Raw genomic sequence first — 12,713 nt, 5'->3', positions numbered from 1 at the left:
CGGGGCGGGGCCATTATACCTTGGGTCGGGTCGCCCTCAGGCCGCCTGCGCTTTCAACAGCTTGTCGATCGTCAGCGGATAGTCGCGCAGCCGGATGCCCGTGGCGTTGTAGATCGCATTGGCCACCGCCGCGCCCGCGCCGCATATGCCCAGTTCGCCCACGCCCTTCGCCTTCATCGGCGAGCTTTTGTCGTCCAGTTCGTCAATGAACAGCACGTCCTGCGGCGGGATGTCGGCATGGACCGGCACCACATATTCGGCCATGTCATGATTGACGAAGAAGCCGAAGCGGGTGTCGACCTCCAGCGATTCCATCAATGCCGCGCCCACGCCCATGGTCATCGCGCCGATCACCTGGCTGCGCGCCGATTTGGGGTTGAGGATGCGCCCGGCGGCAAAAGCGCCACCCATGCGGCGGATGCGGACTTCCGCCGTGTCGATGTCGACGCCCACTTCGCAGAAATGCGCGCCGAAGGTCGCCTGGGCATAGCGTTTGTCGAGATCGCCATAATCCATGCTGTCCTGTGCCCAGACGCCTTCGCGCCCGGCCAGCGCGGCGAGCGTCCGCGATTCATTGTCGTGGCGGATCAGGCCATCCTCGAACTGGGCCTGATCGGCGGGATAGCCCGCCTTCTCCGCCAGCTTCGCGCGCAGCGCCATGGCGGCGGCATAGACCCCGGCGGTCGCGCTGTTCGCGCCCCACTGGCCGCCCGATCCGGCCGATTCGGGGAAACGGCTGTCGCCCAGCCGCACCGTGACCCGATCCAGCGGCACGCCCAGCATTTCAGCAGCGGTCTGGCCGATGATCGTATAGCTGCCGGTGCCGATATCGGTCATGTCGGTTTCGACGATGACCTTGCCGGTCGCGTCCACGCCGATCCGCGCGCCCGATTTGCCGACCAGATTGTTGCGGAAGGCCGATGCCATGCCCATGCCGACCAGCCAGCGCCCGTCGCGTACCTGTGCAGGCTTCGCCTTGCGCCTGTCCCAGCCGAAACGTTCGGCCCCGGCCCGCAGGCATTCCACCAGCTTGCGACTGGAAAAGGGGCGCTGGGTTCCGGCTTCGGGATCATATTGCACATCGTTGCGGATACGCAGTTCGACCGGATCGACGCCGCAGGCTTCGGCCAGTTCGTCCATCGCGACTTCCAGCGCGAGCAGGCCGACCGCTTCGCCCGGCGCGCGCATGGCGTTGCCTTCGGGCAGGTGGAGCGTCGCCAGCCGGTGCGCCGTCATCCGGTTCGCCCCGCGATAGAGCAGCCGGGTCTGCTGCGCCGCGGTTTCCGGCCCGCCGCCGGGCAGATCGCCCGACCAGACTTCATGCCCGATCGCGTCGATCACCCCGTCCTTGTCCGCGCCGATGCGGATACGCTGGATCGTCGCGGGCCGGTGGGTGGTGTTGTTGGGAATCTGGTGCCGGGCGAGGGCAACCTTGACCGGCCGCCCGACCTGTTTCGCGCCCAGCGCTGCCAGCAGCGCATCGGCGCGCAGGAACAGCTTTGCCCCGAACCCGCCGCCGACATAGGGCGAGACGAGGCGCACATTGGCCTTGGCAATGCCCAGCGTCCTGGCCATTTCGCCCACGCTCCAGGCAATCATCTGGTTCGATGTCCACAGCGTCAGCCTGTCGCCATTCCAGGCGGCGGTGGTGGCGTGCGGCTCCATCATCGCATGGCTATGGTCGGGCGTGGTGTAGTGCTGGTCGATCCTGACCGCCGCCCTTGCAAAGGCGCCGTCGAAATCCCCCACGGCCGTGTCGGGCGCGCCGCCAAAGTCGCCTTCCGGTGGCTTGACCGCATTGCCCCGCTCTGCCGCCAGGTCGAACTTGCCGTCCTGCGGCATATAGTCGATCCGCACCCGCCTGGCGGCATCGCGGGCATTTTCGAACGTGTCGGCGATGACCAGCGCCAACGCCTGGTCATAATGGTCGACCTGCGGCCCGCCCAGCAGGGGGGCGGTGTTGAAATTCCCCTTGCCCAGCTTGCCCGCATTGGCGTGGGTGACGATACCCAGCACACCGGGCGCGGATTCGGCGGCGCGCAGGTCCATCGCCGCGATCCGCCCCCTGGCGATGGCGGACCCCACGATCCAGCCATAGGCGGCGTTGGGGGCGGCGTCGTGCCGTTCATAGGCATAGGGCGCGGTGCCCGTCACCTTTGCAGGGCCATCGATGCGATCATGCGGGATGCCGATCACCCGGCCCTGGTCGATCGGGTTGGTGCCGGCTGGCGTATCGAACTTCATGCCCGTGCCTCCCGCTGGCGATAGACGGATGCGAGCGTCCGTTCGACCAGCATTTTCTTGAAATCATTATGATGGGTGGTGCGGGCGCCGGCCAGCGCGGCTTCGGCCACCGCCTTTGCCCCGCGCCCGGCGGCGGCGTCGGCCGCTTCCACCCGCCACGGTTTCGCGCCGATCCCGCCAAAGGCGAAGCGCGCCGTCCCGTCCTTGCCGAACACCGCCGCCACGGACACCAGGGCAAAGGCGTAGGAGGCGCGGTCGCGCACCTTGCGATAGACATGGGTGCCGCCGATCGGCCTGGGCAGCGTGACCGAGGTGATGATCTCGCCCGGCTTCAGCACCGTCTCCTGCTGCGGCGTGTCGCCGGGCAGCAGGTGGAAATCGGCGATCGGGATGGATCGCCGCGCGCCATTGGCGTCCATGGTGTCCACTGCGCTGTCCAGCAGGCGCATCGCCACGGCCATGTCGCTGGGATGCTGGGCGATGCAGGCGTCGCTGACGCCGAGGATGGCGAGGCTGCGGCTCATCCCCTGCAACGCGCCACAGCCGCTGCCCGGCTGGCGCTTGTTGCACGGCATCCGCGTGTCGTAGAAATAGGGGCAGCGGGTGCGTTGCAACAGGTTGCCGCCGGTCGTCGCCTTGTTGCGCAACTGGCCCGATGCGCCGGCCAGCAGCGCGCGGCTGAGCACCGCATAGTCGCGCCGCACCCGCCTGTCGGCGGCAAGATCGGTATTGCGCACCAGCGCGCCGATGCGCAGCCCGCCGTCGGGCGTTTCCTCGATCCGGTCCAGCCCCAGATGATTGACATCGATCAGGTGGGTGGGCGTTTCGATCTGCAATTTCATCAGGTCGAGCAGGTTGGTGCCGCCCGCGATGAAGCGCGCGCCCTGCACGGACGCGGCCGCCCTGGCCGCCGCCTCCACGCTGGTCGCGCGTTCATAGGTGAAGGCCTTCATGCCTGTTTCTCCCCCGCCACGTCGCGCATCGCGGCGATGATGTTGGGATAGGCGGCGCAGCGGCAGATATTGCCGCTCATCCGCTCGCGCAGTTCCGCCTCGTTCACCGCCACATCGTCCAGGTCCGCCGTGACATGGCTGGGGATGCCGGCCTCGATCTCCTCCAGCACCGCGACCGCCGAACAGATCTGCCCCGGCGTGCAATAGCCGCACTGATAGCCGTCATGGACGATGAACGCCTTCTGCATCGGGTGCAGCCGGTCCGGCGTGCCCAGCCCCTCGATCGTCGTGACGCGCTCGCCATCATGCATCACCGCCAGCGTCAGGCAACTGTTGATCCGCCGTCCTTCGACGATGACGGTGCAGGCGCCGCACTGGCCATGGTCGCACCCCTTCTTGGTCCCGGTCAGGTGCAGATGTTCGCGCAGCATGTCGAGCAGGCTGGTGCGCGGGTCGACCGGCACATGCACCTCGCGGCCGTTGACGGTCAGTTCGACGGGAATCATCGGCGCTCCTTTGCCGGTCCTGGGGGCGGCAGCCTGGGCCTGCGACAGGATGGCCGGGGCCGCGGCGAGGGCGGCGCCCCCCTGCAACATTCCCCGGCGCGTGACATGATCGGTCGGCATCTGGCGCTCCCTGCTGGTCTGGGGTGACTACGAAGATCGACGACAAATGATCCCGCCGCGAGAATGAAGATCGTGAAAGAGCGTAGCAGATGTACGGCACGGGCCAAGCCGGGCAATGCGGTTCATCCATGCGGCATGATTCGTCCAGCCGACCGCCGGGGAAGGCCCCGCCGGCCATCTGGCACCGGGAAAATGGCGGTTTTCCGGGCGATGCATGAGAATTTCATTTTTGTGCAATTCTTCCCTTGCCGATCCAGGAAAGCGCTGCTAGTTCCCCGCCACCCGCCGAGAGGGACACATCCTCCGGCCGCCAGAGCGGGCGTAGCTCAGGGGTAGAGCACAACCTTGCCAAGGTTGGGGTCGAGGGTTCGAATCCCTTCGCCCGCTCCAGTTTTCTCCCAGAAAACCAACATCTTTTAGCAAACAAGTGGGCAGCTCCCGCTGGAGACAAGGCTCTCGCCGAAAGCCATTGTCTCCATATTGTCTCCAATTTTGGGCGAAGTGTCGCAAAGGTTCGGTAGCCCCGGCGTAGGGCACAGATTTATCGTGCGCTGGTGTAACCTGCCCGGTCGTTGACGCGAATTGCGTCAGGGCGCCCAGATTCGGCTGCGGTGCCTTGAACGGCCCGGTGAGCAATGGACATCCATTTCGAGTGCACTCAGTGTGGCAGGTGTTGCCATGGGTTGAGGCTGACCCTTTGTGTCGACGAAGCGATCGCATGGGCACGAAATGGCGATACGGTACAGATCCTGACCGAAGCCCTGCCTTGGAGCGAGGGTGACGCGGACGCGAATTCGCACGCCGAATACGAGAAGGGTCGGTCGGTTCCCGCAACGAGTGGTGAGGCGATGATTCGGATCGCCACAATCCTGGTCGCCTTTCATCCCGGACCGTGCCCACATCTGCGTCCTGACATGCGGTGCGGAAACTATGCAGAGCGACCTCGAATTTGTCGCATATACCCGCTCGAGAGCCGACCTTTCACAAACCTGTCGGTAGAGCGAAAGCTCTGCCCGCCGGAGGCATGGACTTCCGGACACGCCCTGCTCATGGATGGTGACCTGATCGTCGACCTTGAGGGTGCCAACGTCGTTGCCGAACACCGGCGCGCACTTTCCGATGATGTGCCGGTCGTATCAGCAGCCTGTGCGACTCTCGGCATAACCACGGCGGCGTTCGCTAACGAAGGCCTGGCTGTGCATGTCCCTGAGCCCTCGGCTCTTGTTGCAGCCCTCCAATCTGCAAAAAAAAGCCCCCAGCCATGTGCCAGGATTGGGCCATTGGACCGTATTGACCAACCGCCAATCGACACATGCGATATTGGAAAGTGCAGGGTGCACCTCGTTGCTCGTTTCCAGAGGCGACGACTATCTCGGTTCATTCCCGGACGAACATTGAGGCGTTGTCGGTCAGGGGCAGTCGCCATGGCGCTTGCTCCCGCCGGGAAGTGCAGGTGCGATTCTGTGTTACAGCGCCGCAAGTCGCAAAGGACCTCGATCTTTCATGCAGCCTGCCGGTTGAAAGGATGCCGGGGAAGGCCTTCCCCTGACCAGGAGCCGCCACGCTGTCTCCTGCTACCCCTTCTGCGGGGACACCCCGCAACACCCCGAGAAGCGGAGCGGGGCTGACGACGCGCTCTGTCCCGCGGGCCTTGCGCCCCGCTCCTGAGGGCGCGGCTCTTGGCAAGGAAGGCCCCGCACGCACTCTGAAGCGGCGCACATGGTTTCATGTGCAGGCATTGAAAGCCGACAAGCCCCGGCATTCCGCCTGCACGAGCAAGGTGACGATTGCCGCCTCCTTTCAGGGTGCGGTTTCCATTTGGGGTAAGCTCGCTGGCCGCTCGCGCGATTCTGAGCGACGCAATGCGATGATGAGAGTGAGAGGGTGGCGGGCTTCGCCGTGACGGGATGAGGGTCGAGAGAGAGGCTCGCGGCCGCCCGTCATGGAGATTTCCCCATGAACATGCAGGTTCTCGAAGCGCGGCGCGATGTGAGCGGCGGGTATAAGGTCGATGTCTCGCGCGGCTCCCGCGTGGGTCGGGTCTCGTCGGAGTGGTTCTCGCGGCCCGACGACGAGCGGTTCCTTTCGCTGAACGAGCTGGCCAGCTCCGTGCGCGGCCGGTCTGATCGCAGCCGGACCCGCGTCGTCGAGACCGCGCGCATCCATGTTGAGGCGAACCGCAACGATCCAGAACGCCTGGCGCTGATGCTGCCTGGGGCCGATGCCCCTGTTCAGCCAACCCACTGGAGCTTCGGCCAACTCGCGAGCCAGGTCGGCGCACCCGCCGCCTATCTGCGGCAGCTTCCCGCGCCACTTGCCGCGATCAATCTGCAGTATGGTTTGACCTCGAACCGGACCGAACAGATCAAGACCCTCGAAACCGACAACGGTCGGCTCGAACTGCGCGCGGTGACCGGTCCTGACTACGGCCGGATCTATGATCATGAACTGGTCGAAGCCGTGCAGAAGATCGCCGGCAACGGCACCGGCGACACCCGCTGGAAGGTGCCGGGCGTGCTCGACTGGTCGACCAGGGTCTACAATCCGATGGTCGATATCTCGAAGGATACGACCACGCTCTATGCCTCCGACCGCGACGTGTTCCTGTTCCTGGTCGATGATCTCAACCCGATCGAAGCCGGCCGCCTGCCCGACGGATCGCCCGATCTCTACTTCCGGGGGTTCTACTGCTGGAACTCCGAGGTTGGCGCGAAGACGCTCGGCATGGCGAGCTTCTATCTGCGCGCGGTTTGCCAGAACCGGAACCTATGGGGCGTCGAGGACTTCGAGGAAATCTCGATCCGCCACAGCAAATACGCCGCCAACCGCTTCGCTCACGAGGCGGCACCGGCCTTGCTGAACTTCGCCAACTCCTCGCCGCAGCCGTTCATCAACGGCATCAAGACCGCGCGCGAGCGCATTGTCGCCCGCACCGATGAGGAACGCGGCGACTTCCTGCGTCATCGCGGTTTCTCGAAGGCCGAGACCGGCAAGATCATCGAGACCGTACTCGCCGAGGAAGGCCGCCCGCCAGAATCGATCTTCGATTTCGTGCAGGGGATCACCGCGCTCGCCCGGGGCAAGGCGCACCAGGACGCCCGGCTCGAAATGGAAGGCAAGGCCAAGAAGTTGCTCGACCGGGTCCACTGAGCCCGGCCAATCCAGTCTGTTTCTCCGCGCGTGGCGCTGCCTTCTCCAGAGTGAGAGGGCGGCGCTTCGCTTCGTGACGGGTCGGGGCCTGAGAGAGAGTCTTTCAGGCGGCCCGTCATGGAGAACCACCATGACCAAGCAATTGCCCAAGCTCGTGCTCAGTTCCTCGCGCGACATCCCCTTCAACCAGCTGTTGCTGAGCCAGAAGAACGTCCGGCGTCTGAAGGCGGGCCTGTCGATCGAAGACCTCGCCGACGACATCTACCACCGCACCCTGCTTCAGAGCCTCAATGTCCGGCCGGTCGTCGGCGAGGATGGCCAGGAAACCGGCATGTTCGAGGTCCCCGCTGGCGGCCGCCGCTTCCGGGCGCTCGAACTGCTGGTGAAGTCGAAGCGGATGGCCAAGGACCAGCCGGTCCCCTGCGTGGTGCGCGAGGCCGGCATCGCCGAGGAAGATTCACTCGCCGAAAACGTCATGCGTGTCGGCCTGCATCCGCTCGACCAGTTCCGTGCCTTTACCGCGCTGATCGACGCGGGGCTGTCGGAGGATGACATCGCAGCCCGCGTCTTCGTCTCGGTCTCGACCGTGCGCCAGCGTCTGCGGCTTGCCTCGGTCGCACCCAGCCTGCTCGAAATTTATGGCGAGGACGGAATGTCGCTCGAACAGCTCATGGCCTTCACGGTCAATGAGAACCATGCGCGCCAGGAGCAGGTCTGGGAGCAGCTCAGCCAGACCTACCAGCCCTCGGCCCACCAGATCCGCCGCATGCTGACCGAGGATGCCATTCCGGCCAACGACCGCCGGGTGCGGTTCATCGGGCTCGACGCCTACACCGAAGCAGGTGGCTATGTGATGCGCGACCTGTTCTCGTCGGACCAGGATGGCTGGCTGCAAGATCCGGCGCTGGTCGAACTGCTGGTGAACGAGAAGCTCTCGGAGATCGCACAGGAGATCGGCGCCGAAGGCTGGAAGTGGGTCGAAGCGGCGATTGACCTGCCTTACGGCTGCGAGCGCCGCAAGCGCCGGATCACTGGCACGACCGTTCCTCTGACCGACGAGGAGCAGGCTCAGCTTGATGCACTGGTCGAGGAGTATGACGGCCTCGGCGAGCAGTATCAGGACGGCGGCGACCTTCCCGACGAGGTCGATGCGCGACTGACCGAGATCGACGCCCACATCACCGTACTCACCCAGCGTCCGGTCACTTACGATCCTGAGGAACAGGCGCGCGCGGGCGTGTTCGTTTCGCTGTCGCACGACGGGCGGTTGCGGATCGACCGGGGCTATGTCCGCCCGGAAGACGAGCCCGTAGTGGAAGGCGAGCAAGCCGAAGCCGCTGCCGTCGCCAATGGCGCCCCGACCGGAACGACCGTGACCGTGGGCGGCCAGGCGCAGTCCAGCGAAGAGGTCGACGATGAGGACGACGCCATCCGTCCGCTGCCCGACCGGCTCGTGTCCGAACTGACCGCCGAGCGCACGCTGGCGCTGCGGGATGCTCTGGCCAATGCGCCCGATGCTGCGTTCGTCGCCCTGCTGCACGCGCTGTGTCTGTCGGTGTTCCGCTCGCATGTGCAGGCAGGCTGCGTGCAGATCGGCGTCACCCAGGCTTGGCTTGGCAATGCCGCCCCGAACCTGCGTGAGACGGTGTGGAACCAGTCGATCCAGGAGCGGCACGAGCAGTGGGCCGATCGGCTTCCCAGCGAACCCGATGAGCTGTGGTTGGCACTCGCGGCCATGGCACACGAGGAGCAGATGGCCCTGCTGGCCCATTGCGTCAGCCAAGGCGTCAACGCGCTGTTCGAGGCGACCAAGGGCTACGACGGACGGATATCCGCGCACGGCATTGCGCAGCGGATCGCTGCTGCCGATGCCTTGGCGGCAGTGGTCGGGCTCGACATGGCCGAAGCAGGCTGGACGCCGACGGTCGACAACTACCTCGGCCGCGTCACCAAGCCCCGGATCATCGAAGCGGTGCGCGAAGCCAAGGGCGACGCCACGGCTGTGCTGATTGAGCATCTCAAGAAGGGCGACATGGCCCGCGAGGCCGAACGCCTGCTTGCAGGCACGGGCTGGCTCCCGGAACCGCTGCGACTGCCGCAAGCCGAAGCGGAGCCCGAGACCGACGGGCAAGTCGCCGATCTGCCCGACTTCCTCGCCGAAGATGGTCAGTTCGATCAGCACGAGCATGACGACGCTTACGCAGTCGCTGCCGAATGATGCCCATGCGCGGGGCAGCCCGTGCGCCGTCCCGCGCCCATTTTCCCGACATTGAAGGAGCCAGGTGATGGCTGACTATATGACACCGACGGTGGTCGAGCCGTTCATTCCGCTTGCCGCCATGCTGCCGATCGAACGCCTGTTCCTCGCGCAGGTCTTCGACGAAGAGGTTGCTGACGAGGCCGCTTACTATTTCAGCGAGGACGGTGCATGCGACCTGATCTCGCTTTCCGCCGAGGAAGTCCGCGTGGCACTTGATGCGGCCACGCCCGAAACCAGCCGTCTGGCGCAGAAGCTGATCGACGAACAGCCCGACGCGATTCTGGGCGAGGATGACATCGAGCTCGACATGTGCGGTGATCTCTGGCCCGACGTTCTGCAGGATATCGTGCGCCGCTCGCTCGTCCTCGACCATCTGACCGTCACAATGGCGTTCACCTGCTCAAAGATGCGCCCCGACGGCTTTGGCGGTCTTGCCATGCTGATCACAGGTGCCGCGATCCGGTCTGAATCTACCCACACCCTGTTCGACCGCTTCTACTCCGAAGCCTCAGCCAACGGGGAGATCAAACATGGCAATCCCTGACTACGCCCGCACCAACTTCGAGACGCTGGTGAAAGCTGCCAAGGCCGGTGATCTCGCTTTGATGGAATGCACGGAGGTCGGGAGCGGCGAGACCCGCTACGTCCTCTGTGCTGTCGGCCGCGATGATGGCGATTACGTCATGACCCCGTTCGGTCATCTCGCCCCCGGCAACCCTTACGACGCCTATATCCCGCCCGCCTGACCGGCGGCGCATTCTTCCAACCCATTCCTGAAGGATCAAATCCATGACCAACTCGCTTGTTGCGGGTGCCTCCGCGCGCCCGCTTGGCCAGCCCTGCCCACAGCAGACCGCTGCCTCCATCATCTGTGCCGCCCAGGACCTGCTCGGCCACCTTGCCGCCGGTCGCAGCATCGGCGCGCCCGCCATCCGCACCGCTATGCAGTCGGCGTTCGGCGCGAGCGATGCTGTGGGCGCCTGGGACTGGAAGACTGCCTACGAAGCGGTCGAGGTCGCGCAGCTGCTGTTCATGCGGCGCTATGGCCCGGCCATCCATTCCAAAACCGCAGATCCGTTCGAACGGCTGAAACTGGTCGAGCGGATCGCCCGGCTTACACCAACGCAGACCAGGCGCAGCGAGGAGATGCAGGCCTTCCAGCAGTTCTCGACGCCCTTGGGGCTGGCCTGGGTCGCGGGCTATGCTGCGGGATTCGTTCCGGGCGAACTGGTGCTTGAACCATCGGCAGGCACCGGCCTGCTCGCAGTGATGGGCGAGGTGGCGGGGTGCAGGCTGGCGCTCAACGAGGTCGCCGACACGCGTGCCGCGCTGTTAGCCGAACTGTTCGGAAGCGATGCTGTGACCATGCACGACGCAGCACAAATTCACGACCGGCTCGATACCGCGCTCGTGCCGAGTTGCATTGTGATGAACCCGCCCTTTTCGACCGCACTCAATGTTAAGACCCGCGTTGCCGATGCGGCATTCCGGCACCTGTCGTCGGCCGTCGCTCGGCTTGCCAAGGGCGGACGGCTCGTTGCCATCACCGGCGCGAACTGTGCGCCCGATCATGCGGTATGGCGCGCAGGGTTCGAACGATTGCAGGAACAGGCACGCGTCGTGTTTACCGCGGGCGTTGCAGGCAGCGTCTTCACGCCGCACGGCACCTCGGTCGACACCCGGCTCACCGTGATCGACAAGATCCCCGCCGCCGATCCCGCCAAATTCCCGGCCTCGCCCGGCATGGCATCTGACCTCGCGATGCTGCTCGGCTGGCTGGTCGACAGCCTCCCGCCGCGCTTGCCCGTCGCATCGCCGAAGCCGCTGACACCGATGGCTGGCAGCACGCGCAGGTTCCCTGTCCCCGCCAAGCCGCACATTGCAGCAGTTCCAACGCCCGAGCCGAGCGGCGTTCCGCTCATATACGAGGTGATCGACTGGACGGCACCGAGCGACGGCCAACTCGCCGACACGCTCTACGAGCCTTATGCGCTTCAATCACTTCGGATCCCCGGCGCGCAACCGCACCCGACGAAACTGGTCCAGTCCGCAGCCATGGCCTCGGTCGCGCCGCCAAAGCCGAGCTATCGCCCGCACCTGCCGCAAAGCTTGGTCGAACGGGGCATGCTGTCTGACGCCCAGCTCGAATCCGTCATTTACGCCGGGGAAGCGCACAGTCAGCATCTGGCGGGCAATTGGACCGTCGATGCGACCTTCGACAAGATCGAAGCCGCGCCCGACGATTGCGAGAGCGCCGTCGCCTTTCGCAAAGGCTGGTTCCTCGGCGACGGCACTGGCGCGGGCAAAGGCCGCCAGGTCGCGGGCGTGCTGCTCGACAATTGGCTCAAGGGCCGCAGGCGCGCGGTCTGGATCTCCAAGTCCGACAAGCTGCTCGAAGACGCCCAGCGCGACTGGCGCGCGCTCGGCCAGGAGCCTTTGCTGATCCAGCCGCTGTCGCGCTTCCGGCAGGGCACACCGATCCGGCTCGATCAGGGCATCCTTTTTACGACCTATGCCACGCTACGCTCCGACGCGCGGGAAGGCAGGGTTTCCCGGGTCCAGCAGATCGTCGATTGGCTCGGAGCCGACTTCGATGGAGTCATTGTCTTCGACGAGAGCCATGCCATGCAGAATGCCGGTGGTGGTAAGTCCGAACGCGGGGATGCGGCCCCATCGCAGCAGGGCCGTGCCGGGCTGCGCCTGCAGCACGCGCTGCCCGAAGCTCGCGTCCTCTACGTCTCGGCAACCGGTGCAACTACGGTCGAAAACCTCGCCTATGCCCAGCGGCTCGGTCTCTGGGGCGGTGCGGACTTCCCGTTCGACAAGCGCACCGATTTCGTCGCAGCAATCGAAGCGGGCGGGGTTGCGGCGATGGAAGTGCTGGCCCGCGACTTGAAGGCGCTCGGGCTCTATGCGGCCCGGTCACTTTCTTACGAAGGCGTCGAATACGAACTGGTCGAACACCAGCTGACATCCGACCAGACGCGCACCTACGACGCCTATGCCGGCGCGTTCGAGGTGATCCACAACAACCTCGATGCCGCGCTCGAAGCCTCGAATGTCACCAGTAGCAGCGACGGAACGCTCAATGCGCAGGCCAAGTCTGCCGCGCGCTCCGCCTTTGAAAGCGCCAAGCAGCGCTTCTTCAACCACCTGATCACCGCGATGAAGACCCCGACGCTGATCCGGTCGATCGAACAGGGGCTGGCCGATGGGCACGCCTCGGTGGTGCAGATCGTTTCGACCGGTGAAGCTTTGCTGTCGCGGCGGCTTGCCGACATCAATCCCGGCGAATGGAACGACATCCAGTGCGATGTCACGCCCAGGGAATATGTGTAATGTGGAGCTCCACATTACACATATTCTTTGCAGTCGCAGTTTATGTCGAGCGTGCCGGCGAGAGACGCAGGTTTCCTTCGGTTTTCCATGATTTCACTCCAGATAATTACGGTTCCCTCGACCTGAACAAGTCGAAGGAAC

Annotated in this window: 9 protein-coding genes and 1 tRNA gene; 7 read left to right on the top strand and 3 right to left on the bottom strand. The window is 65.1% G+C overall.

What is annotated here, in order from left to right:
* Window positions 1-36: 36 nt before the first annotated feature.
* From paoC to paoA, 3 genes are read right to left on the bottom strand one after another with little or no spacing between them, the layout of a single operon-like run.
* Complete coding sequence (gene paoC, locus Q4610_RS11410; RefSeq protein WP_304536083.1) at window positions 37-2,244, bottom strand: aldehyde oxidoreductase molybdenum-binding subunit PaoC; 2,208 nt, start codon at window positions 2,242-2,244, stop codon at window positions 37-39.
* On the bottom strand, window positions 2,241-3,197 hold the full coding sequence (locus Q4610_RS11405) for an FAD binding domain-containing protein (protein WP_304536082.1): 957 nt from the start codon (window positions 3,195-3,197) through the stop codon (window positions 2,241-2,243). Before Q4610_RS11405 ends, paoC begins: the two co-directional genes overlap by 4 nt.
* On the bottom strand, window positions 3,194-3,823 hold the full coding sequence (gene paoA, locus Q4610_RS11400; protein WP_304536081.1) for an aldehyde dehydrogenase iron-sulfur subunit PaoA: 630 nt from the start codon (window positions 3,821-3,823) through the stop codon (window positions 3,194-3,196). Before paoA ends, Q4610_RS11405 begins: the two co-directional genes overlap by 4 nt.
* Before the next feature lie 315 nt (window positions 3,824-4,138).
* Between paoA and Q4610_RS11395 the strand changes: the two genes are divergently transcribed.
* The 7 genes from Q4610_RS11395 (at window position 4,139) to Q4610_RS11370 (ending at window position 12,572) form a co-directional block, all read left to right on the top strand.
* Window positions 4,139-4,213 (top strand) — tRNA-Gly (locus Q4610_RS11395).
* Window positions 4,214-4,458: 245 nt separating this feature from the next.
* On the top strand, window positions 4,459-5,451 hold the full coding sequence (locus Q4610_RS21820) for a YkgJ family cysteine cluster protein (protein ID WP_425262556.1): 993 nt from the start codon (window positions 4,459-4,461) through the stop codon (window positions 5,449-5,451).
* Window positions 5,452-5,779: 328 nt separating this feature from the next.
* Window positions 5,780-6,973, top strand: a complete 1,194-nt coding sequence (locus Q4610_RS11390; protein ID WP_304536080.1) for a DUF932 domain-containing protein — start codon at window positions 5,780-5,782, stop codon at window positions 6,971-6,973.
* 130 nt (window positions 6,974-7,103) lie between these two features.
* Window positions 7,104-9,191 (top strand): ParB/RepB/Spo0J family partition protein, encoded by a 2,088-nt coding sequence (locus Q4610_RS11385; RefSeq protein ID WP_304536079.1) that lies wholly within the window; start codon window positions 7,104-7,106, stop codon window positions 9,189-9,191.
* A gap of 67 nt (window positions 9,192-9,258) precedes the next feature.
* Window positions 9,259-9,777: a hypothetical protein gene (locus Q4610_RS11380; protein WP_304536078.1), complete on the top strand. Its 519-nt coding sequence runs from the start codon at window positions 9,259-9,261 to the stop codon at window positions 9,775-9,777.
* Window positions 9,764-9,979 (top strand): DUF6117 family protein, encoded by a 216-nt coding sequence (locus Q4610_RS11375; RefSeq protein WP_304536077.1) that lies wholly within the window; start codon window positions 9,764-9,766, stop codon window positions 9,977-9,979. Before Q4610_RS11380 ends, Q4610_RS11375 begins: the two co-directional genes overlap by 14 nt.
* Window positions 9,980-10,022: 43 nt before the next feature.
* Entirely contained in the window at window positions 10,023-12,572 is a 2,550-nt protein-coding gene (locus Q4610_RS11370; RefSeq protein WP_304536076.1) for a strawberry notch-like NTP hydrolase domain-containing protein, read from the top strand.
* Window positions 12,573-12,713 lie beyond the last annotated feature (141 nt).

Source organism: Sphingobium cyanobacteriorum (genome assembly GCF_030580935.1).
Taxonomy (GTDB): domain Bacteria; phylum Pseudomonadota; class Alphaproteobacteria; order Sphingomonadales; family Sphingomonadaceae; genus Sphingobium; species Sphingobium cyanobacteriorum.
The sequence above is the reverse complement of the archived record's forward strand: the minus strand, read 5'-3'. Positions and strand labels throughout refer to the sequence as shown.

Excerpts from the sequence above, each read along its gene's own strand:
- paoC (WP_304536083.1), bottom strand. The coding sequence starts at position 2,244 with ATGAAGTTCGATACGCCAGCCGGCACCAACCCGATCGACCAGGGCCGG.
- Q4610_RS11405 (WP_304536082.1), bottom strand. The coding sequence starts at position 3,197 with ATGAAGGCCTTCACCTATGAACGCGCGACCAGCGTGGAGGCGGCGGCC.
- paoA (WP_304536081.1), bottom strand. The coding sequence starts at position 3,823 with ATGCCGACCGATCATGTCACGCGCCGGGGAATGTTGCAGGGGGGCGCC.
- Q4610_RS21820 (WP_425262556.1), top strand. The coding sequence starts at position 4,459 with ATGGACATCCATTTCGAGTGCACTCAGTGTGGCAGGTGTTGCCATGGG.
- Q4610_RS11390 (WP_304536080.1), top strand. The coding sequence starts at position 5,780 with ATGAACATGCAGGTTCTCGAAGCGCGGCGCGATGTGAGCGGCGGGTAT.
- Q4610_RS11385 (WP_304536079.1), top strand. The coding sequence starts at position 7,104 with ATGACCAAGCAATTGCCCAAGCTCGTGCTCAGTTCCTCGCGCGACATC.
- Q4610_RS11380 (WP_304536078.1), top strand. The coding sequence starts at position 9,259 with ATGGCTGACTATATGACACCGACGGTGGTCGAGCCGTTCATTCCGCTT.
- Q4610_RS11375 (WP_304536077.1), top strand. The coding sequence starts at position 9,764 with ATGGCAATCCCTGACTACGCCCGCACCAACTTCGAGACGCTGGTGAAA.
- Q4610_RS11370 (WP_304536076.1), top strand. The coding sequence starts at position 10,023 with ATGACCAACTCGCTTGTTGCGGGTGCCTCCGCGCGCCCGCTTGGCCAG.